The following is a 25,945-nucleotide window of genomic DNA, read 5'->3' on the forward strand; positions in this document are numbered from 1 at the left end:
GTCGCACGTCATACCGGTGAACGCCCGATCTTCGACCCCTCCGCCGAGGCGCCCGCTCCGCGTCGTCTCCGGCAGAGCGAGCCGTCGCCGGAGCCTCCGAGACCCGGTGCGCGAGCCGCCCGGACGGAGCCGCCCGCACCTCGCCGTCCTCGGCCCGCCGCGCCCGCCGAGAGCCCGGCACCCCCTCCCCGCGCGGCCAAACCCGCCGCCCCGCGTGCCCAGATGCCGCCGCGTGGCCCGCAGCCCGACGAGACCCAGCGTCCGCCTCGAGCGCGCCAGCCGCGCCGCGCCACGCAGGCCGCGCCCAGCCCCGAAGCGCCGACGCAGCGCCGCCCGCCCGTGGTCGGCCCGGGCGCGCAGCAGCAACCCGCGGTACCGCCGCCCCCGCGTCGTCCTCGCCGTCCGGTGCAACGGCCGGTGCAGCAGGCGCCCGCCCCACAGTCGCCGGGTGTCCCGCCGCGGTCCGAGATGGACCGGCTCACGATGACCGACGAGCTCGAGGCGATCGACGACGCGACGATCACCAAACGCAAGATCGACCACACGCTCGCCCGGTTCTCCGCCGCGCACGACGAACTCGAGGCCGAAGAGGCCAAGAAGCGTGAGCGCCGCGAGCGGCTCGCCCTGCGCCCCGCCGCGCTGCTGGAGCAGACCCGCACGGCCTTGCAGCGGGTGGTCACGACCACCGATCCCGAGCCTGCCGCGGCCGCCGAGGAGTCCGCGCCGCAGACCCGGCTGCAGGAGAAGAAGGAACGCAAGACCAGGCAGACGGCCAAGGCGGGCCGGATCGCCGCCGCCGTGGTCGCCGCGCTCGTGTTCCTCTCCATCGGTTCGGCTTGGGGCGCGCAGACCTGGTTCGACGCGAAGTTCAACAACGTCGCCTCGCTCGACGAGGACTCGGCCGACATCCAGGACGCCGCCGGCCAGACCGGCGACGAGAACTTCCTGATGGTCGGCTCCGACACCCGTGACGGCGCGGCCGCCGAAGACGGTGTCGGCGACGCCGAGGGCACCCCGGGTGCCCGCTCGGACACGGTGATGATCGCGCACGTCCCCGCCGACCGGCAGCGCGTCGTCATGGTGTCCTTCCCGCGCGACCTCGAGATCAGCCGCCCCGAATGCAAGCGCTGGGACCCGGCGACGTCGTCGTACTCGGACCAGACCTCGCCGGCGCAGAAGATCGCGAAGCTGAACACCGCCTACGCGGTCGGCGGCCCGCAGTGCGTCACGAAGGTCATCCAGCAGATCACCGGCATGAAGATGAACCACTTCGTCGGGATCGACTTCAACGGCTTCAAATCCATGGTCGACGCCGTGCAGGGCGTCACCGTGTACAACGAGAAGCCGGTCGACGACACCACGCTGGGCATGATCATCCCGCAGGCGGGCGAGGTGCGGATCTCCGGCGATCAGGCGCTGAACTACGTCCGGGCGCGGCACGTCAAGGGCGACCCGACGTCGGACTACGGCCGGATCAAACGGCAGCAGGCCTTCCTCGGCGCGCTGCTGAAGACGGTGATGTCGAAGGACGTCATCCTGGACACCGGCAAGCTCAGCGGCTTCATCGACGCGTTCGCCAAGGCCACCTTCGGTGAGAACCTCGGCATCAAGCAGATGATGACGCTGGCGAAGTCGATGCGCGGGATGGGCTCGGACAAGGTCAAGTTCCTCACCGTGCCCACCACCGAAGAGGCGAACAAACGCGGCAACGAGGTGTTGCTGCAGAGCAAGGCGAAGGCCGTCTTCGACGCGTTGATCAACAACACGCCGCTGGAAGAGAAGGCCCCGGCGCCTCCCGCGAGCGACACGGCCTCGCCCCCGACCAGCTCCGCCAAGTCGGGCGGCGCCAAGAAGAGCAGCAGCTCAGGCTGAGGATCATTCGTTAGTCCGGGTTCATGTCAGGTTCACTCTGGGATGCGGCTTTTGGCCTCTGTTCCCCGTAGGGTTGGGCCATGCGTGAGGCTTACCATGTCGAACTCGAACAGCTCGCCGAGAACCTAGCGAGCATGTCCCTCCAGGTCGCCGATGCGATGGAGCGGGCGACCCGGGCGTTGCTCGAGGTCGATCTCGGGCTCGCCGAGCAGGTCATCAGCGACGACGCGAAGGTCGACGACGCGCGCGCCGAATGCGAGGAGCAGGCGTACGCGCTGCTGGCCCTGCAGGCACCCGTCGCGACCGACCTCCGGACCGTGCTCGCCGCGATCCACGCGGCGGAAAGCCTGGAGCGGATGGGCGATCTGGCGCTGCACGTGGCCAAGGCCGCGCGCCGCCGTCACCCGGACCCCGTACTGCCCGAAGAGGTGAAGGCGGACTTCGCCAAGATGGGCGAGGTCGGCGTGAGCCTGGCCCGTCAGGTCGAGCAGGTCATCAAGTCCAAGGACGTCGAGGCCGCCCGCACGATCGAGTCGGACGACGACGAGGTCGACGAGATCCACAAGCATCTGTTCACGGTCATCATGGACCGGAACTGGGACCACGGCGTCGCCGCGGCCGTGGACGTCACCCTGCTGGGCCGCTTCTACGAGCGCTTCGCCGACCACGCCGTCTCGGTCGCGCGCCGGATGATCTTCGTGGTGACCGGCAAGATGCCTGGTTACGGACCCGACGAGCTTTAAGGGCTGAATGGGACTTTCCCCGCATGAGACGTAGCGAAGGGGCCCTTCACCGCATCTAACGCGGTGAAGGGCCCCTTCGTCATGCTGGCGCCGGACCGACATCGGTCGTTTCGCGTGACGGAACGGACGACACGTGTGAGCTGGTGGACGACACACGTGATCCGAGGGACGACACGGCTGAGGCCGAGCTACGCGGCGAGCCGTCCCTCTGGACACGTGTGTCGTCCACTCCGTCACGCGTGTCGTCCGTCCAGTCACGCGTGACGTCCCGCCGCCCGCCATCGCGCTGCGGGGGAAGGTGTTGCGAAAGCCACTTTCGCAACCTTCAACGTTGCGAAAGTGGCTTTCGCAACGTCCACTCGACCCCCAAGCGCGTGAAGGCCCCCTTCCCTCGGCTCAGCCGAGGGAAGGGGGCCTTCACGCGCGACAAAGATCAGCCGAACCGGCCCGAGATGTAGTCCTCGGTCGCCTTCTCGTCCGGGTTCGAGAAGATCTTCTCCGTGTCGTTCAGCTCCACCAGGCGCCCCGGCTGGCCGACGCCCGCCAGGTTGAAGAACGCGGTCTGGTCCGAGACCCGCGCCGCCTGCTGCATGTTGTGCGTCACGATGACGATCGTGTACTCCTTCTTGAGCTCACCGATCAGGTCCTCGATGGCCAGCGTCGAGATCGGGTCGAGCGCGGAGCACGGCTCGTCCATCAGCAGCACGTCGGGCCGCACGGCGATCGCCCGCGCGATGCAGAGCCGCTGCTGCTGACCACCGGAGAGGCCGCCGCCCGGCTTGTTCAGCCGGTCCTTGACCTCGTTCCACAGGTTCGCGCCGCGCAGGGCCCGCTCGGCGACGTCGTCGAGCTCCTTCTTGCCCTTGGTGCCGCCCAGGCGCAGGCCGGCCACGACGTTGTCGCGGATGGACATCGTCGGGAACGGGTTGGGGCGCTGGAACACCATGCCGATGGTGCGGCGGACCTGCACCGGGTCGACACCGGCGCCGTAGATGTCCTCGCCGTCCAGCAGCACCTCGCCCTCGACGCGGGCGCCGGGGATGACCTCGTGCATGCGGTTCAGCGTGCGCAGCACCGTCGACTTGCCGCAGCCCGACGGGCCGATGAACGCGGTGACGTTCCGCGGCGGCACCGAGAGGGTGACGCCGTCCACGGCGTGGAATTTGCCGTAGTAGATGTCCACGTCTTTGACGTCGATTCGTTTGGCCATCTCAAACAGCTCACTTCTTCTTCGGGGCGACAAGACGGGCAAAGAGCATGGCGAGGAGGTTCACGATCGCGATGATCAGTACCAGGGTGAGCGCCGCTCCCCAGATCCTGTCGAACGCGACGGTACCTTCGTCGAACGGGTTGCTGACCCGTTCGTTGTTCATCAGAAGCGGCAGTGCGGCCTGTTCGCCACCGAAGATGTCCCAGTTCACGTAGGCGGAGTACCCCACGAGGACCAGCAGCGGCGCGGTCTCGCCCATGACCCTGGCGAGCGCCATCATGATGCCGCCGATGATGCCGGACAGCGCGGTCGGCAGGACGATCTTCATGATCGTCTTCCACTTCGGCACGCCCAGCGCGTAGGAGGCTTCGCGCAGGTCGTCCGGGACGATCCGCAGCATCTCCTCCGAGGAGCGCACGACCACCGGGATCATCAGCAGCACCAGCGCGAGCGACACGGCGAAACCGCTGCGCGGGAGGCCGAACGTCGTGATCCACAGCGCGTAGATGAACAGCGCCGCGACGATCGAGGGGACACCGGAGAGGATGTCCACCATGAAGGTCGTGACCTTCGCGAGTTTGCCGCGGCCGTATTCGACCAGGTAGATCGCGACCAGCATGCCGATCGGGACCGCGATGATCGCGCAGACCAGGCCCTGCAGCACCGAGCCGATGACCGCGTGCAGCACGCCGCCGCCGACCTCGTCCGACAGCACGGAGCCGAAGTCCTCGGTCCACCAGTTGCTGTAGGGGATCCGCTTGACACCGTTGACGACCACGGTGGCGAGCAGCCACACCAGCGGCACGACGGCGATCAGGAACGACAGCCAGATCAACGTCGTGGCGAAGCCGTTCTTGACCTTCCTCGCCAGGCTGACCTGCTGGAAGGCGGGGGTGGTGGCGGGGGTCTTCTCGAGCGTGGTGGACATGCTCAGTCCCCCTTCTTGGCGATGACGGATCGCGCGATGAAGTTGACGACGAGCGTCAGCAGGAACAGCACGAGACCCGCCGCGATGTACGCGCCCGCCGAGATCTCGTTGTTGAGTTCCGCGTAGTCCGCCGCGATCTTCGAGGCGAACGTGGCGCCGCCGTCGAAGAGGCTCCAGGTGAACTCGCGGCCGACCGCGCCGGTCAGGATGATCGCGAGCGCGATCGTCTCGCCGAGCGCGCGGCCGAGGCCGAGCATCGAAGCGCCGATGTAGCCCGCCTTGCCGAACGGGAGCACCGTGGTGCGGATGACCTCCCAGCGGGTGGCGCCCAGCGCCAGCGCGCCCTCGATATGCGGGGTCGGGGTCCGCTCGAACACCTCACGGGACAGCGAGGTGATGATCGGCAGGATCATCACGGCCAGCACGATGCCCGCGGTGAAGATGGTGCCCCGCAGGTCCGGCGAGACGTTGCCGGCCGCGAAGAGCGGGATCCACGAGAAGGTGTCGTTGACCCACTGCGAGAAGGGCTCGATCGCCGGCGCGAAGACCATCAGGCCCCACAGGCCGTAGATGATCGAAGGGACCGCGGCGAGCAGGTCGATCACGTAGGCGAAGGGCCGTGCCAGCCGCTTCGGCGCGTACTGGGTGAGGAAGAGGGCGATCCCGAGCGAGATCGGCATCGCGATGATCAACGCCAGCAGGGACGAGTACACCGTCACCAGCAGCAGGCCCATGATCCCGAAGCGCATGTCGTCCGGGGTGGTCTGCCAGACCTGGCTGGTCAGGAAGTTCACGTTGTCGGCCTGCAACGCCGGGATGGCCTGCACCAGCAGGAACAGCCCGATCAGGCCGATCAGCGAGACGACGAAGACGCCGGCTCCGGTGGTCAGGATCTGGAAGATGCGGTCACCGGGTCGCACCGTCCTGGAATTGGGGCTCGCGAGGCGCACCGAGGACTGCTCGGGCGGTGACGCGGCAGATTGCTCCGAAATCGGGTCCTCCGTGAAGGTCTCGCGGACGCCAGAACGCCCACCGGGGTCGCCGGTGGGCGTTCTGGGCGAAGACGAATCGCTCATCGACTACTTCAGTCCAGCCTGTTCACTGATCAACCTAGAGGTCGTCGACAGATCAGGCGATGGCCTTGACGGCGGTCAGGACCTTGTCCTGCAGGCTCTGCGGGATCGGCACGTAGCCCTTGTCCGAAAGCGGCTTCTGACCGTCGGTGGCGGCGACGTTCAGGAACGCCTTGACGGCCTTGCCGACCTCGGCGTCCGCGTACTTCGAGCAGACGATCTCGTAGGTGGCGAGCAGCAGCGGGTAGGCGCCCGCGACGTTGCTGGAGTAGATCGAGTTCAGGTCCAGCGCGAGGTCGTTGCTGCCTTCCTTCTTGAACTTCGCCGAGTCGAGGGACTTGGCGACGTTCGCGGCGGTGAGCTCGACACCGCCGGAGCCGCTGTCGATCAGGGCGGCGTTCAGGCCGTCCTTCGCGAAGGAGGACTCGACGTAGGTGATGGCACCGTCGGTGGCCTTGACCGCGCTGGCCACACCGTTGGACTTCTCGGCACCGTTACCGACGCCACCGTTGAACTTCTTGCCGTCGCCCTGGGTCCAAGCGCCCTTCGAGGCCGCCTTCAGGTACTTCTGGAAGTTGTCGGTGGTGCCCGACTCGTCGGTGCGGGAGATGACCTGGATGGCCTTGTCCGGCAGGTTGACGCTCTCGTTGCCCTTGACCGCCTTGATGGCCGGGTCGTTCCACTTGGTGATGCCGCCGTTGAAGATCTTGGCGGTGACCTCGGGGGTCAGGGTCAGCTTGTCGACCCCGGAAACCTTGTACGCGACGGCGACCGGGCCGATGACGAGCGGGAGGTTCCACGCGTCCGAGGCGCACCGGGCCTTGGCCTTCTCGGCCTCTTCGTCCTTGAGGGGCGAGTCCGAACCGGCGAAGTCGACCTGGTTCGCGTTGAACTGCTTGATGCCGGCGCCCGAACCGCTGGGGTTGTAGTTCACCTTCTGGCCGGAGCACTTGGCGGCGTAAGCCTGCACGAAGATGTCGACCGCGGTCTTCTGCGCGGACGAACCCTCGGCCGAAAGCGGGTTCTTGCCGCCGCATTCGACGTTGGCCGCGCCACTCGGAGCGGCGGCGGCACCCGTGCTGCCGGGCTTGGTCGCCGCCGGGTCGGATCCACAAGCGCCGAGCACGAGGGCGGCGGTGGCCACGATGCCGATCGCGCCCGCGGGCCGCATGATCTTCACTGCATTTCCTCCACTGGGAGACTTTCGCCGGATCGGTGGAACGGGAGCGTTCCTTCCGGACCCGGACATTAAGCACCGACAGTGGACAGGCGACCGTCTAAGGGTGAACGGCAAGTGAACAAGGCGGCCGATGTGAGCAGCGCGACTACTCCGAAAGTGACCCGTGTCCCGCCCGTGACCTGCGCGTCTGCTCTCCGTGACCGGTCAAGTGCCGCCCGTGTGAACGCCGTTACCGTGCGTATTGAACGTCTACCTCGTATCGGGTGAAGCCAAGCTTCGAATACACGGCGAGTGCGGGCGCGTTGTCCCCTTCGACGTAAAGGATCACTTGCCCCAGCCCGCGATCACGGAGATACCGCAGTCCGGCGAGGGTGAGGGCCTTTCCGAGGCCGCCGCCCTGCGCGTCCGGGTCGATCCCGACGACATAGACCTCTCCGGCGGGCTCACCGCCGAACCGGCCGGGGACCGCCTCGTGGACCTTCGTCCAGTGGAAGCCGATGACCTCGCCGTTCTCCTCCGCGAGGAAGAAGCCTTCGGGGTCGAACCAGGCGTCCTTCTCGGTCGCTCGGACCTCGTCGGCGGTCAGCGCGCCCTGTTCGGGGTGCCAGTCGAAGGCGCGGGCGTTGACCCGCACCATCGCTTCCTCGTCCTGGCCGGGGACGAACGTGCGCAGCGTGACCCCTTCGCGCGTCACGGGTTCCGGCCAGTCGGCGCTCTCGACGTCCGCGTGGAGGATCAGCAGTTCGCGGGCCCGTTCGAAACCTTCGGTCCCGGCGAGGTGGACGGCGGCGGGGTGGTCGCCGTGCGCCCAGACCCGCAGCGGCTTCCCCGCGGTCTCTTCGACGAGCGCCCTGGTGAGCGCCCTGCCGTGGCCGGATCGGCGATGCGCGGGGTGGACGAACAGTTCAGCGACCTGGTTTCCGTGCGAGTCGCCCTCGGTGTCCAGATGCGCGTACGCGACCAACGCGCCGTCGACGCGGCCGAGGAGGTGCCGCCCACCGTCGAACCCGGAGTCCTCCGGGCGGCCGTCGGCCTCGCGCACGGCGAGGAGGAAGTCGTGGATCTCTTCCGTGTCCGGTTCACCGGTCCAAGCCAGATCGAGCATGAAATCGACCCTACCCGGGAACCCGCCTTCCGCCTGGACGTCTTGTCAGACAGGAAAGGGGACTCAGTGCGCGGAAAACTCGCTCGGCTCGTAGACGCTCGAGTCCGGGGCGACGGCCTGCTTGGCCGCTCCCTTCGAGGGACGCTCGAACTTGTAGCCGACGTTGCGCACGGTGCCGATCATCTGCTCGTGCTCCGGCCCCAGCTTCGCGCGCAGACGCCGGACGTGGACGTCGACCGTGCGCGTGCCGCCGAAGAAGTCGTAACCCCAGACCTCCTGCAGCAGCTGGGCGCGGGTGAACACCCGGCCGGCGTGCTGCGCGAGGTACTTGAGGAGTTCGAACTCCTTGTACGTGAGCTCGAGAGTGCGCTTGCGCAGCTTCGCGGTGTAGGTCGCTTCGTCGATGACGAGGTCGCCGACGCGGAGTTCGGCGTCGACCTGCGCGGCACTGCCGTCGCGGGTGGTGACCAGCCGCAACCGGGCGTCGACCTCGGCGGGACCGGCCGTCGGGAGGAGGATGTCGTCGGTGCGCCATTCCGCGCTGACCGCGACCAGACCGCCTTCGCCGACGACGGCGATGACCGGCGTGGAGGCCTCGTCCTCGCCGGCGCCCTTGAGCAGGCGGCAGAGGCTCTTCGCGGAGGCGAGATCGGTGCGGGCGTCGAGGACGATGACGTCGCGGTGGCCCGCGTCGAGCAGCGCGGTCACTTCCGGAGCACGGACGCGTACGGTGTGGGGCAGCAGGTCCAGGGCGGGCAACACCGTGGTGGCATCTGCTTCCGCGGTCAGTACCAGAAGGTCCAGGCTCATCGCCGCACCGCCTTCGGATCGTGGCCGCCTCGAACGTGGCGACCGCCGGTGCTTAGTGAGAATAGCGGGTGAACAGCCGGGGACCTACCCCGTGCTGGATCGATCACACCTGGCCAAAGAGGTTGACGAAGGAGATTCGACGCAATGGTGAGCAGGCCCGTGGCGCAGGACGACCGACCCTCTCCGGGGCGGTCCGCCAAGCGAGGAAAGCGCCGTGGCCGGGGCTGGCTCATCGCCCTTGCGGTCCTCGTGGTGCTGCTGGTCGGCGCCGATTTCGGGGCGGCGGCGTTCGCCGAGCACACGATCTCCCAGAAGGCCCGCCAGCAGCTGGATCTGGCCAACGATCCGGCGGTCACGGTGCACGGTTTTCCGTTCCTGACCCAGGCCCTTTCCGGTGACTACAGTCACATCACCATCAACGCCCAGGGCGTCGCCGTTCCGCCGAAACTGCGTGACGTGGACTTCAACGCGGACATGAGCGACGTCACGGCGCCGCTCTCGGACCTGACGTCCGGCAACACGAAGTCGATCGTCATCGGCACGCTCAAGGGCGAGGTGACGATCAAGGCCGCGGACATCGCGCGGCAGGCGCCGCTGGACAAGATCGAGAACCTCAAGATCGAACCGGTCACCGAGGACTACGTCCGCAACGGCGACAGCGGCCAGGGCGAGACGAAGCCGACGGCGACCAACGAGAACGGCGAGCCGGTGGACACCGCCAGCGCCGGGATCCGGGTTTCGGGCAACGTCCAGATCGCCGGGCAGAAGGTGGAGATCTTCTGCTTCGCGATGATCGAACTGGACGGGCAGAAGATCCGTCTCGAGCCGAAGCGGCTGCAGTTCGGGAATGACAAGGAGACCACCGTCGTTCCCCAGGCGGTGCAGGACGCGCTGCTGCCGAACTTCAACGCGACCATCGACACCGGCGCGATGCCGTTCTCGGTGACTCCGACCTCGGTGCGTGTGAACAGCGGCTCGGTGACCATCAAGGGTGAAGGCAAGAACGTGGCCTTCAGCGGAGCGAAGCCTCAGGGGTGACTTGCGAATGACCGGAGTGTGGGTGCTGCTGGGTGTCTTGGTGCTCGGCGGGATCGCGGGCGCGCTGATGCGAGCGCGTAACGGCCGGATCCGCGCGGCCAAGCCCGGCGCGCCCACACTGCCCGGTCGTGTCTCGGGTGCCCTCGCGCCCGAAGGCGTCACCCTGGTCCAGATCTCCACGACGTTCTGCGCGCCGTGCCGCCACACCCGCGCGATCCTCTCGGCGCTCGCGGACAAGACCGACGGCCTCACGCACGTCGATCTGGACGTCACCGAAACCCCCGAAGTCGCCCAGGCGCTCTCGGTGCTGCGGACCCCCACGACGTTGGCCTTGACCCCGGACGGCCGGGAGGTCTTTCGCGTCGGCGGCGTTCCCCGAGGTCAGGAGCTTCTCGAAGCCCTGAGGCCCCATCTGGCGAACGCCTGATCCCGAATTTTGGGAAGCGTCCCAAGGTGTGAACACGGTTCCCAACCTGAGGGAGCTCTGCGTACCCTCGTGCCCGTGAACAGGCTGCCCCGAACCTTGCTGACCCAGCGCCGCGCAGTGGATCTGTGCCGCGTTCGCAGCAGCCTGTGTCCCGGCGTTCGCTGAACCTCGCCTGCGCGTGCCCGTTCGGCACGCATCTCCTTACCTCTCGTTCGCAGGAGGAACCATGTCCGCAGGACCGGCCGTCGACCCCCGTGGTCCGCGTTTCGCCGCCATCCTGACGACGATCGTGCTCGCGGTCGTGCTCATCACCCAGTGGTGGCCACTGCTCGCGGCGCAGGCGGTGGTGTTCGCGATCGGTGCCTTCATCGGTTTGAAGCCGGCGCCGTACTCCCTGCTCTACCGCTACCTCGTCGCGCCGCGGCTCGGCCCGACGACCGAACGCGAGGACGCCGCCCCGCTGCGGTTCGCACAGGCCGTCGGGTTCGTGTTCGCCGTCGTCGGCACCGTCGGTTTCGCCGCCGGCCTGACCGCGCTCGGCTTCGTCGCCACGGCGTTCGCGCTGTTCGCGGCGTTCCTCAACGCGGCGTTCAACTTCTGTCTCGGTTGCGAGATGTACCTGCTCATCAAGCGTTTCAGCCCCAGCCCTCGCGCGTCCTAACCCAGAAAGAGAGTCAGCTCCATGAGCCGTGAAGACGTCCTGGTCACCACCCAGTGGGCCGAGGAGAACCTGGACACCCCGGGTGTCGTGTTCATCGAGGTCGACGAGGACACGACCGCGTACGACAACGGACACATCCGCGGTGCGGTGAAGTTCGACTGGCGCAAGGACCTGCAGGACGGGGTCCGCCGCGACTTCGTCAACAAGGAGGGCTTCGAGAAGCTGTTGTCCGAGAAGGGCATCTCGAACGACGACCGCGTGATCCTCTACGGCGGCAACAACAACTGGTTCGCCGCGTACGCGTACTGGTACTTCAAGCTCTACGGCCACGAGAACGTGCAGCTGCTCGACGGCGGCCGCAAGAAGTGGGAGCTCGACGGCCGCGAACTGAACTCGGACGAGGTCAAGCGCGAAGCCACCACGTACCAGGCCAAGGAGCAGGACCTGTCGATCCGCGCGTTCCGCGACGAGGTCGTCCAGGCCATCGGCGGCAGCAACTTCGTCGACGTGCGTTCCCCCGACGAGTTCTCCGGCAAGCTGCTCGCCCCGGCGCACCTGCCGCAGGAGCAGTCGCAGGTCCCGGGCCACATCCCCGGCGCGCTGAACGTCCCGTGGGCGAAGGTCGCCAACGAGGACGGCACCTTCAAGACCGAGGAAGAGATCAAGGAGCTGTACTCCGACGAGGGCCTCGACGAGTCGAAGTCCACGATCGCGTACTGCCGGATCGGTGAGCGTTCGTCCATCGCGTGGTTCGCGCTGCACGAGCTCCTCGGCTACGACCAGGTGAAGAACTACGACGGTTCGTGGACGGAATACGGCTCGCTCGTCGGCGTGCCGGTCGAGTTGGGAGCTAAGTGATGGCAGACGACAGCTGCGGCGCGCCGGTCCAGGAGGCCACGCCCGCCGATTACGACACCCGCGGCCAGGTCGTCCTGGCCGGCAAGGTGACCGGCTCGGAAGGGCCCGTCGGCGGCGCCTTCGTGCGGTTGCTCGACGGCGGCGGCGACTTCACCGGCGAGGTGGTCTCGTCGGCCGACGGCGACTTCCGCTTTTACGCGGCCCCCGGTGACTGGACGGTGCGCGCGCTGCACCGCTCCGGCAACGGCGAGGCCTCGGTGACCGCCCAGGGACCTGGCGTGCACCAGCTGGCGATCTCGGTCGCCTGACGACGTAAGTACATGAAGGCCCCCTTCATTGCGCCTAGCGCCGTGAAGGGGGCCTTCATGTACTTGTGGGCACTGCCACGCGACCTCGGCAGGCCTGTCGGGGCAGGTAGCGACTAAGGTGCGTGTCGTGGAGATCCTGTTTACGACCCTGCTGGTGCTCGCCGGCGTCGCGATCACCTGGTTCGCCGTGTACGTCGTCTACCGGCTTTACGCGGACCAGCGCTGACCCATGACGGCTAGTGGCGACGAGGCCATCCAGGCCGCGGAAAAGCGCGCGGAGAGCACGCGCGACCGGAACCTTCCGCAGTTCGACGACATGCCCATCCCGGGCGACACCGCGAACCTGCGCGAAGGTCCGAACCTCAACGACGCCTGCCTGGCGCTCCTGCCGCTCGTCGGCGTGTGGCGCGGCGAGGGCGAGGTCGACTACCCGACCATCGAGGGCCCGTACCGGTTCGGCATGCAGCTGACCATCGCGCACGACGGCCGCCCGTTCCTCGCGCACGAGGCACGCGCCTGGCTGCTCGACGAGGACGGCAAGGTCATCCGTCCCGCCGCGCGCGAATCCGGGTTCTGGCGCCCGCAGGCCGACGACACGATCGAGCTGCTGCTGACGCACAACACCGGCATCGTGGAGCTCTTCTACGGCAAGCCGCGCGGCAAGGCCTCGGTCCCGGCCTGGGAGCTGGGCACCGACGCGGTCGTCCGCACCTCGACGGCCAAGGACGTCACGGCGTCTCAGCGGCTCTACGGCATCGTCAACGGTGAACTCGGCTTCGTCGAGGAGCGCGCCATGATGGGCCAGGAACTGCAGCCGCACACGTCGGCGCTGCTGCGTCGCGTGGTGGGCTGACGTACTTCCGATGCGGTGGCGTGCCTACGGCGAGCACGCCGCCCTGCTCGACTGCGCCTCCCTGGCCGAGTCGATGGCGGCGCACGCGATGGTCTCCTCCGCGCGCCCGGACGGCATCACCGAACTCGTTCCCGGCGCCCGCAGCCTGCTCGTGGTGGAAACCCCCGGCTCGGGCGCGCTCGCGACCGTCCGTGAACTGCTGGCGGACGCCGACCTCGACCATCCGCCGGAAGGCGAATCCCGCGAGATCACCCTCGACGTGACCTACGACGGCGAGGATCTCGAACTCGTCGCACGGGACGCCGGAGTGTCCACAGAGGACGTCGTCCGGCTGCACACCGGCGCCGTCTACACCGTGGCGTTCACCGGCTTCGCGCCCGGATTCGGTTACCTGACAGGGCTTCCCGAGCCGCTCCGGCAGCCGCGGCTGCCCGCTCCGCGTACTCGCGTGCCACCGGGTTCGGTCGGTATCGCGGGTGAGTTCACCGGCGTGTACCCGCGCGTCTCGCCCGGCGGCTGGCGGCTGATCGGCCGCACCCGGACCGTCCTGTTCGATCCCCGCGCCGACCGGCCCGCGCTGCTGGCGCCCGGCGACCGCGTGCGGTTCCGGAGTGCCGGATGAGGGCCCTCGAAGTGCTCGAGACCGGTCCGCTCGCGCTGATCCAGGATCTCGGCAGGCCCGGTTACGCGCATCTCGGCGTGCCTCCGTCGGGCGCGCTGGACGTCCCGGCGCTGAAACTGGCCAACCGGCTCGTCGGCAACGCCGAGGACGCGGCCGGGGTGGAGTGCCTGCTCGGCGGGCCGCGGCTGCGCGCGACGACGTCCTGCACGGTCGCGGTGACCGGTCCTCCCGTCGCCGTCGAGGTGGACGGGCGTCCGGTCGGCTCGCACGCGCCGGTGTGGCTGGCGGCGGGACAGGTCGTGGCGATCGGCGCGCCTGCCACCGGATTACGGTGCTATCTGGCGGTTTCCGGCGGCATCGTGGTCGACGCGGAACTCGGCAGCCGGTCGCGGGACGTCCTTTCGGAGATCGGCCCCGCGCCACTCAAGAAGGGCGACGTCCTGCCGCTCGGCCCGTCGTCGGTGTCCGGCGGCGCCGACGTCGTGCTGCCCACGACGGCACCGGCGGAACTGGTCGTGCGGGTGGACCCGGGCCCGCGGGCGCACTGGTTCGAGGATCCGGCGGCGGGGCTCGCGAAGACCTGGACGGTGACGGCGGAATCCAACCGCGTCGGGCTCCGGCTCGACGGCCCCGCGTTGACTCGCGGGCCCGAATACGCGGAGCGGGAACTGCCGAGCGAGGGCCTGCTGACCGGTGCCGTGCAGGTTCCGCCGAACGGGTTGCCGGTGGTGTTCTTGGCGGATCATCCGACTACCGGTGGTTATCCGGTGGCGGCCGTGGTGAGACAGGCGTCACTCCCGGCCCTCGCGCAGGCCAGACCCGGAACCCTTCTCCGCTTTCACTCGTCCACGAGGGTGTGGAACAGGTAAAGGTCGACGGTGGCACAGGTGTCATCGACACGAATTCGGTCCCAACCCAACCGGAACTGCCGCAGTCGCTGCGGATCGCGCTGGCCACCGGCCAGATGCGGCGTCCGCTCGGCGACACGCTCCGCCCGCTTCTCGACCTCTTCGCCGACGGCGAGTACCAGGTCACCGGACCCGAACGGCTGGCCGAGGACCGCTACCTGACCCCGAGCGCCGACTGGCCGCCCGCCGACGTGTCCCGGGTCGGCTACTACCGGACCGCGATCAAGAGCGGGCACCGGCCGGTCGCGGTCGTGCTGGAGACCACCGACGCGGCGGTGATCCTCGACGGGCACCACAAGATCGCGGCCTACCGCGAAGAGGAGATCCTGCCGCACCTGCTGATCATCAGCCCGCTCGGCTGATGGACGGCCCGCGGTTCCGCGATCCGCAGATTCGGCTCGGGAACCTTGCCGCCGAGCCGATCCTGATCGTCTGTCCACGCTGCTCGGGCCGCGCTTCGGTCACTCACGAACGGCTGACCTGCGCCGGCTGTGCCCTGGTGCGCGTTCCCCCTGAACCCCATTACCACGTGTGGAACCGGCCCATCGACCCGTTCTTCCGCGAACCGCTGTGGCTGCGCGCCGACTGCTGTGGCGGGAACACCCTTTGGGCGTTCCACGAACGTCACCTCGACCTGCTCGAACGATTCGTCGCGGCGAAGCTGCGCGAACGCGGGCTCGGGAATCGTCCCGGCATGACCTTGGTGGCCCGGCTGCCCGCCTGGATCACGACGGCCAAGCACCGGGACGAGATCCTTCGCACCATCGCCAAGCTGCGCGCGACGCTCAGCTGATCGCGTACTCGCTCTCGTACGCGGCGGCCAGCTCGGCGTGGATCGCGCTGGAGTCGGTGAGCGCGACGCCGTCGAGCGTGTGCACCCGGGTCAGCTTGCGGACCGACGAGGCGAGGAAGAGCCCTTCACCCTCGGTGAGGTCCGAGACCTTGAGCGGCTCGACCTTGACCGACCAGCCCGCGCGCTCGGCGCCGCGGAACAGCGCCGCCTGCGTCGTCCCCGGCAGGATGCCGATGGTCGCCGGCGGCGTGTAGAGCGTCTTGTCCTTCGCGAGGACGACCGTGGAAGTCGGTCCTTCGAAGACCGAACCGTCGGCGGCGGTGAAAATCACATCGCTCGCGCCACGGCGGCCCGCCTCCCGCAACGCCGCCATGTTGACGCCGTACGAAATCGACTTCGCGCCCAGCAGCAGCCATGGCGCGCGCTCGGCGAGGTCGGCCTCGATACCGCGCTCGAGGGTGATCGCCGCGACGCCTTCGACGCGGGCCCGCTGGACCTTCTCGTCGATCTCCACACCGAGCGCGAACCCGAACGGCTTCGCCTCCGGATCGCCGTCGATTCCCCTGGTGTACACCAGTTTCAGCGCGATCTCGGCCGGGCCGGACCAGTTGTCGATGACCGTCTGCGCGGCCCGCTCCCAGACCGCGAGGTCCGGTTCCGGCAGGTCGAGCATGGCCGCGGAACGGGCCAGCCGCTCGAGGTGCGGGCGGAGCTCGCGGGGCCGTCCGTCGACGACGAGGATCGTCTCGAACACGCCGTCGCCGCGAAGCAGTCCCAGATCGTCCACCCGCAGGTGGGCCGCTTCGGGGTCGGCCAGGGTCCCGTCGAGGAAGGCAAGCACGCGCATGGGGACACGGTACTCACTAGCATGGGTTTCATGCCCTACCGCTCCCCCTTGCTCGACCTTCCCGGACCGATCGCGGCACCCGACGGGCATCCGGAGGAAGGTGTCCCGTGGCACTGGGGTGACCCCTTCGCCGAGCAACGGACCGCGGCGCGCGGCGCGGTCGTGATCGACCGTTCGCACCGCGAGATCCTGGCCGTCACCGGCGAAGAACGGTTGTCCTGGCTGCATTTGGTGATCTCGCAGCATGTCACCGGGCTCGCCGAGGGCACCGGTACCGAGGCGCTCGTGCTGGACAGCCAAGGCCGCGTCGACACGCACATGGTCGTCGCGCACGCGGACGGCACGGTGTGGCTGGACAGCGACCGGGGCGCGGTGGCCACCAGCGCGTTGCCGTCCGGCGGCAAGCAGACACTGCGCGACTACCTCGAAGCGATGAAGTTCTGGTCCAAAGTGGACATCCGCGATGTCTCGGACGAGCTGGCGCTGCTGACCGTCCTCGGCCCCGACGCGGACCGCGTGCTGGACGCCGTGGGTGTCTCCGTGGGCTCGGACCCGTACTCGGTCGTGGCGATCCCCGGTGGTTTCGCGCGGCGGATGCCGTGGCCGGGACGGCACAGCGTCGACCTCGCCGTGCCCCGCGCCGACCTGGCCGGCTGGTGGCGGCGCCTGACCGACGCGGGCGCGCGACCGGCGGGCAGCTGGACCTTCGACGCGCTGCGGGTCGAATCGCTGCGGCCGCGCCTCGGCGTCGACACCGACGAGCGCACGATCCCGCACGAGGTGAACTGGGTCGACTCCGCCGCGCACGTGGCGAAGGGCTGCTACCGCGGGCAGGAGACCGTCGCGAAGGTCCACAACGTCGGGCGGCCGCCGCGGTACATGGCGCTGCTGCATCTGGACGGTTCGCCGGAGATCACGCCGGAGACCGGCGATCCGGTGGTGCTGGGCGAGCGGACGGTGGGGCGCGTCGGCAGCGTGGTGCAGCACCACGAACTGGGCCCGATCGCGCTGGCGCTGGTCAAACGCTCGACGCAGCCGGGTGCGGAGCTGCTGGTGGGCGCCGAGGACCGCGTCGTGCAGGCGACCATCGACCCGGACTCGGTTCCGGGGGAGGCTCCGGCTCCCGGCCGGGAAGCGGCTCAGCGGCTGCGGGGCTGAGCCGGTGCGCCCAATGTGGCATCGGAGACGCTCAGTGTCCCCAATGCCACATTGGGGACACTGCGTCCGCGGCTTTCCGCCGGCGGCCGCGCGTGAAGGGCCCCATCCCTCGGCTGAGCGCTGGAAACTCGGCCTTCACTCACGACCGAAGTACATGAAGGGGTCCTTCACTGCGCTAGACGCAATGAAGGGGTCCTTCACGTACTCATCCACAGGTTGTCCACAACTCCGCCCACCTGTGGACAACTTCGCCGACCAGCACTTTTCCCCGCCCACCCCCGGTAGACTGGACCAGGGGCCGCCCCCGGGACGGGTGGGGGGCGGGCTCTGGAAGGGACCGAAAGAGCAGCCGCCCGGCGGAGGGTCTCGGAAGGGGCGGAGATCCTTGTGGTATCGCTCCCTGCGGAACATTTCCGCTGGAGCGCGATAAGCTACGCGCGTGATCGAAGTCCGGCCCGGTGGTCGCCGTCGTATCGACCGCGTGCTCGGCCCTGGGTATCTCAGCGACCTCGGCGAGCTGACGCTTTCCGTGCTGCGTGAGCGCCGTGACGAGGCCGCGCAGGAGGAGACCGACCTGTCGTACCTGCGGCGCCTGCTCCACGCGCGCATCGACATCGTGCGGGCCGAGCAGGAGCGCCGGAGTTCCGGCGGCGAGAGCAGCGTCGTCGAGCGGCTGGCCGCGATCCTGGCGGACAACGCGATCGGCCCGGCCACGGGCTCGGGGAGACATCAGCGGCTGGAGCCGTCTCGCGCGGGCGAGCACCGGCGGTTCGCCGAGGCCCTCATCGGCGACACGGACCTTTCCGACGTCAGCACGCTCTCGGACGAGAAGCTGGTCAACGCCCTCAACCGGTACGCCGACGAAGAGGTCTCCGTCTCTTCGTACCGCCGCGAGGTGCAGAGCGTGATGGACACGATCAACGCCGAGATCGCGACCCGCTACCGCAAGGGCACAGCGTCGGTCGACGATCTCCTCGACACCGAACGCGGCGGGTCCGAGTGACGAATCCGGTCCTGGTCGAGGTCGTCCGATCCGGTTTCGTGGAGAGCGTGCACCGCGGCGCGCTCGTGATCACCGCCCCGGACGGCTCGGTGCGTTTCTCCGCGGGCGACATCGAGCGGCCGGTCTACCCGCGCTCGTCCAACAAACCCCTGCAGGCCGTCGGCATGCTCCGCGCCGGCCTCACCATCGACGACGAAGAACTCGCGCTGGGCTGCGGCTCGCACAACGGCGAACCCGGCCACGTCGAGGGCGCCCTGGCGATGCTGTCCCGCGCGGGACTCACCGAGGACGCGCTGGCCTGCCCGCCCGCCTTCCCGCTGCACGAGCCGAGCATGCTGGCCGTCGCCTCCGCCGGGAAACGCCGGGCCGCGATGAACTGCTCCGGCAAGCACGCCGCGATGCTCACGACCTGCGCGCAGGTCGGCTGGCCGACCGACGACTACGCGGCCGAGATCCACCCGCTGCAGAAGATCATCCAGGCCACGGTCGCCGACCTCACCAGCGAAACGATCGAGACGGTCGGCGTCGACGGCTGCGGCGCACCGCTGTTCGCGTTCTCCCTCACCGGCCTCGCGCGTTCCTTCGGCAGGCTGGTCACCGCCATGGGCGGGCCGGAACGCCGGGTCGCGGACGCGGTCCGCGCGCATCCGTGGCAGGTCGCGGGCACCGGCCGCGAAGACACCGTGCTGATGCGGACGATCGACGGCCTGCTCTCGAAGGGCGGCGCCGAGGGAGTGCACGCGTTCGCGCTCCCGGACGGCACGGCGCTGGCACTGAAGATCGACGACGGCGCGGCCCGCGCCCGGCTCCCGCTGCTGCTCGCGACCCTGCGCCACCTCGGCATCGACCCGGGCGACGAAGCAGCGGACCTCGCGCGCGACGCGGTGCTCGGCGGCGGGAAACCGGTCGGCGAGCTGAAGGTCGCCGCCGGTCTCTTCGGCTAGTTCGCGCGTTCCCGCGCGGCCAGGTCGCCCCAGAAGTCACGCAGGTCGGCGAACAGTTCCGCCAGCTCGTCGACGTTGCCGGTGCGGAGCGCGTCGAGGATGTCGTGCACCTCTTCGGCGGTCGTGTCCGACTGCAGGATCGAGTCGGCGAAGAGCTGCACGAGACCGCCGTAGTCGAGTTCGACCGCGGAGCCGGGGTGGAAGCTGTCGAGCCAGCGTCGCGTCTCGAGCAGCACCCGGCCGGGTCCCGAGTCACCGAAGGTCGCTTCCAGCAGGTCCCCGACCTCGCGGGCGCGATACCGCGCGTCGGCGATGGAGACCCGCCACGACACCTCGCGCTCCGGATCGTCGCGGCCCTTGCCGAGTTTGACCCGGCGCATCCCGGGGTCGAACAGGACGAACCACGGGAGCGGAACGGTCCACGTCGTCGAGAGCGTGTGCGAGGCCGAGGCGGACAAGTCGCCGATCGCGGACTTCGCCCGCGAGCGGATCATGTCCAGCGACGCGCCGCCCGCGTCGAGCACCGCGTTCTTCAACGCCGGATGCGCGTCACCGAGGAAGGTCACCAACGCCGCGGCCGAGCGCGCGCGGATCTCCATCGGGCAGATCAGCGGTCCCGGGCCTGCGTCGCCGTGCTCACCCTCGGGCACGTCTTCGGGGTCCAGCACGAGGACGTCGGTGACGAGACTGGGGGCGGCCCTGCCGTCCGCGAGTTCGGCGGGCAGCAACCGCCCGACATGCTGTGACTTGAGCCACAATGCCTGCTCGCGCTCGCCCGCGGACGAACGATCGAGCCGGGCCGCTTCGACGGCCTCGAGCAGGCGTTCGTCCGGTGGATCCCCCAGCGCGAGCAGGGGCTCATAGACGCGGAGATAAGCCGCGAACGGACGGGGCACACGAGCATCGTGGCACGCCGACCTGCGACTATCGCCACCGACCGGCCGGTAACCGGCGTTCGGAGAACACTGTCGCCACCGGCACACCGTGCCACGTCGCATCCAACCCCCCGGACACGGTACGGTGTCAGCAGGAAAGAATTGTCGAGACGATGCGGGGCCGCCGATTCCCCCGGCCGCCCCGCCCCTGTGCGAGGGGGTCGAGCCATGGGGCGCGGCCGGGCTAAGGCCAAGCAGACGAAGGTGGCGCGCGAGCTCAAGTACAGCTCGCACGAAACCGACTTCGATGCTTTGCAGCGCGAGCTGTCCAGTAGTTCCTCGGAAGACAGGCACGAGGACGACAAGCGGTACGACGAAGACCCGTACGACGGGTACGACGAATACCGCCGCTGAGCAACGCGTGACACGCGAGGGTGGATCCGGGCTTGCCCCGGTGACCACCCTCGCGTGTCGCGTGCTGCCCAAAATATGAGGAGGTGCCATGTCTGACGTAGCGCGAGTAGGTGTCGTCGGGGCCGGGCTCATGGGCTCGGGCATCGCCGAGGTGCACGCACGGGCCGGACTGGACGTGATCGTCACCGAGGTGAACCAGCCGGCGCTGGACTCCGGGCGGGCGCGGATCGAGAAGTCGCTGCAACGCGGCGTCAAGAACGGGAAGCTCTCGCAGGAAGACGCCGACGCCGCGCTCGGACGACTCCGCTTCACCACCGAGATCGGCGAGTTCGCCGACCGCGACCTCGTCATCGAGGCCATCCTGGAACAGGAACAGGCCAAGGTCGAGGTGTTCCGGTCGCTGGACAAGATCGTCGAGCGTGAGGACGCCGTGTTCGCGTCCAACACCTCCTCGATCCCGATCATGAAGCTCGGGATGGCCACCGGCCGCCCGCAGCAGGTGATCGGCATCCACTTCTTCAACCCGGTCCCGGTGCTTCCGCTCGTCGAGCTGGTGCCCTCGCTGCTGACCAGCGACGACACCGCCCGCCGTGCCGAGGAGCACGCGACGACGGCGTTGAGCAAGACGGTGATCCGGTCGCAGGACCGCGCCGGGTTCATCGTGAACTCGCTGCTCGTTCCGTACCTGCTTTCCGCGATCCGGATGATCGAGTCGGGCTTCGCGTCCGCGGAGGACATCGACCGCGGCATGGAGCTCGGCACCGCGCACCCGATGGGTCCGCTGCGGCTGTCGGACCTGATCGGCCTGGACACCATCAAGGCCATCGCGGACTCGATGTACGCCGAGTTCAAGGAGCCGCTGTACTCCTCGCCGCCGCTGCTGCTGCGCATGGTCGACGCCGGCCTGCTCGGCAAGAAGACCGGCCGCGGCTTCTACAGCTACTCCTGACCCACGCTTCTCCCACGCGTTTAGTCCTCTGAATGCGGTTCTTGCACGCGCAACGACCGCAATCAGAGGACTGAATGCGGGGCCCTAGACTCGGGGGCGTGGGACAGGGACAGCTGCGCGCGGGTCTGGTCGGTGCCGGTCCGTGGGCGAAGACGGTGCACGCGCCAGGTCTCGCCGATCACCCCGGCATGACGTTGCGCGCGGTCTGGGCCAGGCGTCCCGAGGCCGCGAAGGAGCTGGCCGAGGCCCACGGCGCTCAGGCCGTCGACAGCTTCGACGAGCTGCTCGACCAGGTGGACGCGGTCGCGTTCGCCGTGCCGCCCGCCGTTCAGGCGGAACTGGCGGTCCGGGCGGCCGAAGCGGGTAAGCATCTGATCCTGGAGAAGCCGATCGCCGCGGATCTCGACGGCGCGCGGCGGCTCGCGGACGCGGTGGAGGCCGCCGGTGTCGCGGCTCTCGTGGTCCTGATCCTGCGTTTCTCACCGATGACCCGCGAGTGGCTCGACGGCATCAAGGAAGCCGGCGGCTGGCGGGGCGGCGGGGCTCGATGGCTTTCGGGCGCGTTGCTCGGCGGTCAATACCAGTCCTCGGCGTGGCGGCACGACTCCGGCGCGCTCGCGGACATCGGCCCGCACGCCTTCGATCTGCTGGACGCGGCGCTCGGCGAGATCACCGACGTGCTCGCGGCGAACCGGACCGATGACGATCTGTGGCAAGTGCTGTTAGCCCACGAGGGTGGCGCGACGAGTACGGCGACCCTGTCGCTGCGGCTGCCGATCCAGCCGACGGTCGTCGAAGTCGCCGTCTACGGCGAGCACGGTTACCGCACGCTCGGCCGGAAGCCGGGCTCGGCGGGCGAGTCGTACACCGCGCTCCTGGACGATTTCGCCGCGATGGCCGCGAGCGGGACGACCTCGCACCCGTGTGACGTACGTCGCGGGCTACACCTCCAAAAGCTGCTCGAACGCGCGCGGGAGCTCGCCGGACACGGCAAGTAGTACACAGGTCACCCACAAGGCTTTTCCTTGCGGGATAACACCTTCTTCCGGTTACTTCGCGGCCGTCCACAGGTTTGTCCACAGGTTCCTTTGTGGACGGTTCCGAGCACGGGAAAACCTTTTCCGCCACCGGAAAAGATCACCTCTTAGTGCGTCCGCTCCGCCATGCCGAGTCGATCTTGTGATGCGAAGGTGATCTTGGGCGCTCCGGAAAGGAAGGCCATGGGTGAGCTGCTCCGCGCTTTCGGTGTGATGATCCCGTTGACGATCACCGCGGTTCCGTACGCACTGCTCGGGTGGCCGCTGCTCGCGGCGCATCGGCGGCGGCGAAGACAGGCCGACCTCTTCTCCGCGTCGGCGACGGCCGCCGTCGACATGACGCTCGTGCTGGCCGGTTTCCTGGTGTTGTGCCTGGTCACGATGCCGGTGACCGGCGCCCACGGCAGCAGGCTGAACCTCGAACCCGGCACCGACCTGCGCCTCGCCCTGAACGACAGCGCCAATCTCTGGCAGGCGCTGGGCAACGTTCTCATGCTGAGCCCGCTCGGCGCCCTGCTACCCCTGCGGTTCCGCCGCCTGCGCTCACTGGGCCGGATCGCGCTGGGCGCGCTGGCCGTCTCGGTGCTGGTGGAGGGCACGCAGTACCTGATCCAGGCGGGCCGGGTGACCTCGGCGGACGACATCCTGCTGAACACCCTGGGCGCCGTCGCGGGCGCCGCGGTGAGCAAACGACTGTGGCATCGCCTGGACGTCCGGCCGCCCGTGGCGATCCCGGCGCAGGTCCGGCGGGTGTGCGAGGCGCCGGTCCGGCTCCGGGTCCCGAGATCGGTCTGGGACGAGCGGTATTCGGGCATCGCGCATCCGCAGCGGAGGTAAAGGGGTTGACCGTCGTGCGAAAGTGATCGCGAAAGCCCTACGCAGCAAGAAAGAGGGATGCCTCATGCCTGACGCCTTCGGTGGCGTCGGCACGAGCTAGCCGGCGCACCCGCCAGCCTCACCACGCACGCGGATCCTCCCGTGCGTCTCCTTCTTCTGCCCGAAAGGCTTTCCACCAGTGCTTTCCGCGACGATTCGTGCTCTGCAGTCCTACATCCGCCTCACCGCGGCGAAATTCCGCGAAACCGAGCGGATCGAGCCGTTCCTGGCCACGTACTACCTCGAATCCAGCAGCCCTTTCCTCAACTACGCGATCCCCGACGACGGCGCCGTCCCCACCGAGGACGACGTCGCCGCGCTCACCGAGGCGTTCCGCAAGCGCGGCCTCACGCCGCGTCTGGAGTTCCTCACCGAAGCCGTTCCGGCTGCCGAAGCCGTGCTCGTCCGGTGCGGTTACACGCTGGAGCGGCGGGTTCCGCTGATGATCTGCACTCCAGGGCAGGTCGTCGAACAGCCGAAACCAGCCGGGATCAGCCTGGTCACCCCGAAGACCGAGGGCGAACTCCGGCAGATGATCCGGGCGCAGAACGTGGCGTTCGGGGAGACCGATCCCGATGAACACCTCGACCCGTCGCCGGATCAGCTGAGCGGCGAGACCATCTCGGTGATGGCGGTCGACGAGAACGGCGAGGTCGTCGGCGGCGGGGTCGCGACCGCGATCCTCGACGGCGCGACGGAGATCGCCGGGATCGGGGTGCTCGAGGAGTACCGGAGCCGCGGGATCGCCGCGGCGATGACGGAGTACCTGACGCGTGAAGCACACGCGCGCGGCGGCCGGTCGGTGTTCCTGACGCCGGGGGCCGGGCAGGCGGAACGCGTCTACGGCCGGGTCGGGTTCGAGACCGCGGCCGAGTGCGTGCACCTGTCAGTCGTCTGAATAGCCGCCTCGGCGTGACTTCTTGACCTCGCCGCGGCGCTTCTTCGACGCCAGGCGGCGTTCCTTCGAACCCCGTGAGGGTTTGGTGGGACGCCGCTTGGCGGCCGGGGGCGCCGACGCGTCCGTCAGGAGCATCACCAGCCGCGCCCGCGCGGCTTCCCGGTTCATCAGCTGGGAGCGGTGTTCGGACGCGGCGATCGTGACGACGCCGTCGACCAAGCGCGACGAAAGCCGGTCCAGCATCCGGGCCCGGAGATGCTCCGGGACGGACGCCGAACCGGCCACGTCGAAGGACAGTTCGACCCGCGAGTCCGTGGTGTTCACGCCCTGCCCACCCGGGCCCGAAGACCGGGAGAACCGTTCGCTCAATTCGGCACCCGGGATCACGAACCGGGTACCGATCACCACGTCATCAGCCACGGACCCAGTGTGTCACCCGAGGCCAAGCCGTTAAATCAGAAGCGCGGGTGGTCGCCCGACAGCACGGCGCGCGGGCCGTCCGGGTCTTCCGCGGGCTGCACGTCGCCGAGGATCCACGCCGGCACGTGCCGCGCGGTCAACATCGCGAGCGCGCGGTCGACGTCGTCGGCGCCGACGATCGCGACCATGCCGACGCCCATGTTGAACGTCTTCTCCAGTTCGGCGCGTTCGACCTTGCCGCGGTGGCCGATCAGCGCGAACACCGGCGCCGGGGTCCAGGTGCCGCGTTCGAGCCGCGCGACCAGGCCGCGCGGCATGACGCGGGCGAGGTTCTGCTCCAGGCCACCACCGGTGACGTGCGCGAACGTGCGGACGTCGGCCTCGGCCGCCAGCGCGAGGCAGTCCTTCGCGTAGATCCTGGTCGGCTCCAGCATCTCCTCACCCAGCGAGCGGCCGAACTCCTCGACGTGCCCGTCGAGCGGCATGCGCGCGATGTCCAGCAGCACGTGCCTGGCCAGCGAGTAGCCGTTGGAGTGCAGGCCGGACGAGCCGAGCGCGAGGACGACGTCGCCGGGGCGGACCCGCTCCGGGCCCAGCACGTTCGACGCCTCGACGACACCGATGCCGGTGCCCGAGAGGTCGTAGTCGTGCTCGCCCATCAGGCCGGGGTGCTCCGCGGTCTCGCCGCCGAGCAGCGCGCAGCCCGCCTGGACACAACCCTCGGCGATCCCGCCGACCAGCGCCGCGATCTTCTCCGGCACGACCTTGCCGACGGCGATGTAGTCCTGCATGAACAGTGGCTCGGCGCCGGTGACGACCAGATCGTCGACGACCATCGCGACCAGGTCGATGCCGACCGTGTCGTGCTTGTCGAGCGCCTGGGCGACGGCGATCTTGGTGCCGACCCCGTCGGTCGACGAGGCCAGCACCGGCTCTTTCCACTTGTCCAGCTTCAGGGAGAACAGCCCGGCGAAACCGCCGACGCCGCCCATCACCTCGGGCCTCGTGGCCCTCTCGGCGTGCGGTTTGAGCAGCTCGACGGCTTTGTCACCGGCGTCGATGCTGACGCCGGCGGCGGCGTACGTGGCGCTCGTGGACTCGCTCACGGAAGCGGACTCCAACTCTGGAAGAGAGG

General features: G+C 68.9%; 30 protein-coding genes. 20 read left to right on the top strand and 10 right to left on the bottom strand.

From position 1 onward, the window contains the following. The first annotated feature begins 468 nt into the window (after positions 1 to 468). Both AJAP_RS39855 and phoU read left to right on the top strand, forming a co-directional pair. Positions 469 to 1,872, top strand: a complete 1,404-nt coding sequence (locus tag AJAP_RS39855) for an LCP family protein (RefSeq protein ID WP_038521318.1) — start codon at positions 469 to 471, stop codon at positions 1,870 to 1,872. An 80-nt stretch (positions 1,873 to 1,952) separates the two neighbouring features. After that, positions 1,953 to 2,615 carry a phosphate signaling complex protein PhoU gene (gene phoU, locus AJAP_RS39860; RefSeq protein ID WP_016337999.1) on the top strand — a complete coding sequence of 221 codons (663 nt, stop codon included), beginning with the start codon at positions 1,953 to 1,955 and terminating at the stop codon, positions 2,613 to 2,615. Positions 2,616 to 3,048: 433 nt separating this feature from the next. Here the strand turns inward: phoU and pstB are convergent, their stop codons facing one another. From pstB to AJAP_RS39890, 6 genes are all read right to left on the bottom strand, one after another. Next, complete coding sequence (gene pstB, locus AJAP_RS39865) at positions 3,049 to 3,825, bottom strand: phosphate ABC transporter ATP-binding protein PstB (protein WP_016338000.1); 777 nt, start codon at positions 3,823 to 3,825, stop codon at positions 3,049 to 3,051. Between the two features lie 10 nt (positions 3,826 to 3,835). Further along, entirely contained in the window at positions 3,836 to 4,753 is a 918-nt protein-coding gene (gene pstA / locus AJAP_RS39870) for a phosphate ABC transporter permease PstA (protein WP_038521321.1), read from the bottom strand. A 2-nt stretch (positions 4,754 to 4,755) separates the two neighbouring features. Then, positions 4,756 to 5,673: a phosphate ABC transporter permease subunit PstC gene (pstC, locus tag AJAP_RS39875; RefSeq protein WP_016338002.1), complete on the bottom strand. Its 918-nt coding sequence runs from the start codon at positions 5,671 to 5,673 to the stop codon at positions 4,756 to 4,758. 208 nt (positions 5,674 to 5,881) lie between these two features. Next, on the bottom strand, positions 5,882 to 7,006 hold the full coding sequence (gene pstS, locus AJAP_RS39880; protein ID WP_037334774.1) for a phosphate ABC transporter substrate-binding protein PstS: 1,125 nt from the start codon (positions 7,004 to 7,006) through the stop codon (positions 5,882 to 5,884). A 229-nt stretch (positions 7,007 to 7,235) separates the two neighbouring features. Next, positions 7,236 to 8,111, bottom strand: a complete 876-nt coding sequence (mshD, locus tag AJAP_RS39885; protein ID WP_038521324.1) for a mycothiol synthase — start codon at positions 8,109 to 8,111, stop codon at positions 7,236 to 7,238. Between the two features lie 63 nt (positions 8,112 to 8,174). Then, positions 8,175 to 8,921: a winged helix-turn-helix transcriptional regulator gene (locus tag AJAP_RS39890; RefSeq protein ID WP_038521327.1), complete on the bottom strand. Its 747-nt coding sequence runs from the start codon at positions 8,919 to 8,921 to the stop codon at positions 8,175 to 8,177. A 144-nt stretch (positions 8,922 to 9,065) separates the two neighbouring features. Here AJAP_RS39890 and AJAP_RS39895 point away from each other — a divergent pair, with 144 nt between their 5' ends. The 10 genes from AJAP_RS39895 (at position 9,066) to AJAP_RS39940 (ending at position 15,389) form a co-directional block, all read left to right on the top strand. Next, the gene (locus AJAP_RS39895; protein ID WP_083649866.1) at positions 9,066 to 9,959 is read left to right on the top strand and encodes an LmeA family phospholipid-binding protein; all 894 of its coding nucleotides are present in this window, start codon (positions 9,066 to 9,068) and stop codon (positions 9,957 to 9,959) included. A 7-nt stretch (positions 9,960 to 9,966) separates the two neighbouring features. Next, the gene (locus AJAP_RS39900; RefSeq protein ID WP_038521329.1) at positions 9,967 to 10,386 is read left to right on the top strand and encodes a TlpA family protein disulfide reductase; all 420 of its coding nucleotides are present in this window, start codon (positions 9,967 to 9,969) and stop codon (positions 10,384 to 10,386) included. Between the two features lie 226 nt (positions 10,387 to 10,612). After that, positions 10,613 to 11,047 (top strand): DUF4395 domain-containing protein, encoded by a 435-nt coding sequence (locus tag AJAP_RS39905; RefSeq protein ID WP_038521332.1) that lies wholly within the window; start codon positions 10,613 to 10,615, stop codon positions 11,045 to 11,047. Between the two features lie 21 nt (positions 11,048 to 11,068). Further along, a complete protein-coding gene (locus AJAP_RS39910) occupies positions 11,069 to 11,905 on the top strand; it encodes a sulfurtransferase (RefSeq protein ID WP_038521335.1) in 837 nt (278 codons plus the stop codon). Further along, positions 11,905 to 12,213, top strand: a complete 309-nt coding sequence (locus AJAP_RS39915) for a DUF1416 domain-containing protein (protein WP_038521338.1) — start codon at positions 11,905 to 11,907, stop codon at positions 12,211 to 12,213. Before AJAP_RS39910 ends, AJAP_RS39915 begins: the two co-directional genes overlap by 1 nt. A gap of 229 nt (positions 12,214 to 12,442) precedes the next feature. Further along, entirely contained in the window at positions 12,443 to 13,066 is a 624-nt protein-coding gene (locus AJAP_RS39920; RefSeq protein WP_038521341.1) for an FABP family protein, read from the top strand. Positions 13,067 to 13,076: 10 nt separating this feature from the next. Continuing rightward, entirely contained in the window at positions 13,077 to 13,688 is a 612-nt protein-coding gene (pxpB, locus tag AJAP_RS39925; protein ID WP_038521344.1) for a 5-oxoprolinase subunit PxpB, read from the top strand. Next, positions 13,685 to 14,557 carry a 5-oxoprolinase subunit C family protein gene (locus tag AJAP_RS39930; RefSeq protein WP_038521347.1) on the top strand — a complete coding sequence of 291 codons (873 nt, stop codon included), beginning with the start codon at positions 13,685 to 13,687 and terminating at the stop codon, positions 14,555 to 14,557. The genes pxpB and AJAP_RS39930 overlap by 4 nt, the downstream gene beginning before the upstream one ends. After that, positions 14,545 to 14,958 (top strand): hypothetical protein, encoded by a 414-nt coding sequence (locus AJAP_RS39935; RefSeq protein WP_037334753.1) that lies wholly within the window; start codon positions 14,545 to 14,547, stop codon positions 14,956 to 14,958. The genes AJAP_RS39930 and AJAP_RS39935 overlap by 13 nt, the downstream gene beginning before the upstream one ends. Further along, positions 14,958 to 15,389, top strand: a complete 432-nt coding sequence (locus tag AJAP_RS39940) for a hypothetical protein (RefSeq protein ID WP_038521350.1) — start codon at positions 14,958 to 14,960, stop codon at positions 15,387 to 15,389. The genes AJAP_RS39935 and AJAP_RS39940 overlap by 1 nt, the downstream gene beginning before the upstream one ends. Here AJAP_RS39940 and AJAP_RS39945 read toward each other — a convergent pair. Further along, the gene (locus tag AJAP_RS39945; RefSeq protein WP_038521352.1) at positions 15,382 to 16,236 is read right to left on the bottom strand and encodes an aminodeoxychorismate lyase; all 855 of its coding nucleotides are present in this window, start codon (positions 16,234 to 16,236) and stop codon (positions 15,382 to 15,384) included. The two genes, AJAP_RS39940 and AJAP_RS39945, sit on opposite strands and share 8 nt — an antisense overlap. Before the next feature lie 30 nt (positions 16,237 to 16,266). Here AJAP_RS39945 and ygfZ point away from each other — a divergent pair, with 30 nt between their 5' ends. From ygfZ to AJAP_RS39960, 3 genes are all read left to right on the top strand, one after another. Further along, positions 16,267 to 17,394: a CAF17-like 4Fe-4S cluster assembly/insertion protein YgfZ gene (ygfZ, locus tag AJAP_RS39950; protein ID WP_038524793.1), complete on the top strand. Its 1,128-nt coding sequence runs from the start codon at positions 16,267 to 16,269 to the stop codon at positions 17,392 to 17,394. 439 nt (positions 17,395 to 17,833) lie between these two features. Beyond that, entirely contained in the window at positions 17,834 to 18,397 is a 564-nt protein-coding gene (locus AJAP_RS39955; RefSeq protein ID WP_007032564.1) for an RsiG family protein, read from the top strand. Next, the gene (locus tag AJAP_RS39960; RefSeq protein ID WP_038521357.1) at positions 18,394 to 19,341 is read left to right on the top strand and encodes an asparaginase; all 948 of its coding nucleotides are present in this window, start codon (positions 18,394 to 18,396) and stop codon (positions 19,339 to 19,341) included. The genes AJAP_RS39955 and AJAP_RS39960 overlap by 4 nt, the downstream gene beginning before the upstream one ends. Here the strand turns inward: AJAP_RS39960 and AJAP_RS39965 are convergent. Continuing rightward, positions 19,338 to 20,237: a hypothetical protein gene (locus AJAP_RS39965; protein ID WP_038521360.1), complete on the bottom strand. Its 900-nt coding sequence runs from the start codon at positions 20,235 to 20,237 to the stop codon at positions 19,338 to 19,340. The two genes, AJAP_RS39960 and AJAP_RS39965, sit on opposite strands and share 4 nt — an antisense overlap. Before the next feature lie 207 nt (positions 20,238 to 20,444). On the opposite strand from AJAP_RS39965, the gene AJAP_RS39970 reads away from it, so the two are divergent. The 5 genes from AJAP_RS39970 to AJAP_RS39990 all read left to right on the top strand — a co-directional run bounded on the left by AJAP_RS39970 (position 20,445) and on the right by AJAP_RS39990 (position 24,390). Continuing rightward, a complete protein-coding gene (locus tag AJAP_RS39970; RefSeq protein WP_016338022.1) occupies positions 20,445 to 20,630 on the top strand; it encodes a DUF3073 domain-containing protein in 186 nt (61 codons plus the stop codon). An 88-nt stretch (positions 20,631 to 20,718) separates the two neighbouring features. Further along, positions 20,719 to 21,579, top strand: a complete 861-nt coding sequence (locus AJAP_RS39975; protein ID WP_016338023.1) for a 3-hydroxybutyryl-CoA dehydrogenase — start codon at positions 20,719 to 20,721, stop codon at positions 21,577 to 21,579. A gap of 74 nt (positions 21,580 to 21,653) precedes the next feature. After that, a complete protein-coding gene (locus AJAP_RS39980) occupies positions 21,654 to 22,577 on the top strand; it encodes a Gfo/Idh/MocA family protein (RefSeq protein WP_038521365.1) in 924 nt (307 codons plus the stop codon). A gap of 222 nt (positions 22,578 to 22,799) precedes the next feature. Continuing rightward, positions 22,800 to 23,453, top strand: coding sequence for a VanZ family protein (locus tag AJAP_RS39985; RefSeq protein WP_038521368.1), 654 nt, complete (start codon positions 22,800 to 22,802; stop codon positions 23,451 to 23,453). Positions 23,454 to 23,631: 178 nt separating this feature from the next. Next, positions 23,632 to 24,390: a GNAT family N-acetyltransferase gene (locus AJAP_RS39990; RefSeq protein ID WP_084098516.1), complete on the top strand. Its 759-nt coding sequence runs from the start codon at positions 23,632 to 23,634 to the stop codon at positions 24,388 to 24,390. Here the strand turns inward: AJAP_RS39990 and arfB are convergent. Together arfB and purM are read right to left on the bottom strand one after the other, a co-directional pair. Continuing rightward, positions 24,379 to 24,810, bottom strand: coding sequence for an alternative ribosome rescue aminoacyl-tRNA hydrolase ArfB (gene arfB / locus AJAP_RS39995; protein WP_016338029.1), 432 nt, complete (start codon positions 24,808 to 24,810; stop codon positions 24,379 to 24,381). The genes AJAP_RS39990 and arfB overlap by 12 nt on opposite strands. Before the next feature lie 35 nt (positions 24,811 to 24,845). After that, a complete protein-coding gene (gene purM / locus AJAP_RS40000; protein ID WP_038524798.1) occupies positions 24,846 to 25,916 on the bottom strand; it encodes a phosphoribosylformylglycinamidine cyclo-ligase in 1,071 nt (356 codons plus the stop codon). Positions 25,917 to 25,945 lie beyond the last annotated feature (29 nt).

Source organism: Amycolatopsis japonica (assembly GCF_000732925.1).
Classification (GTDB): Bacteria; Actinomycetota; Actinomycetes; order Mycobacteriales; family Pseudonocardiaceae; genus Amycolatopsis; species Amycolatopsis japonica.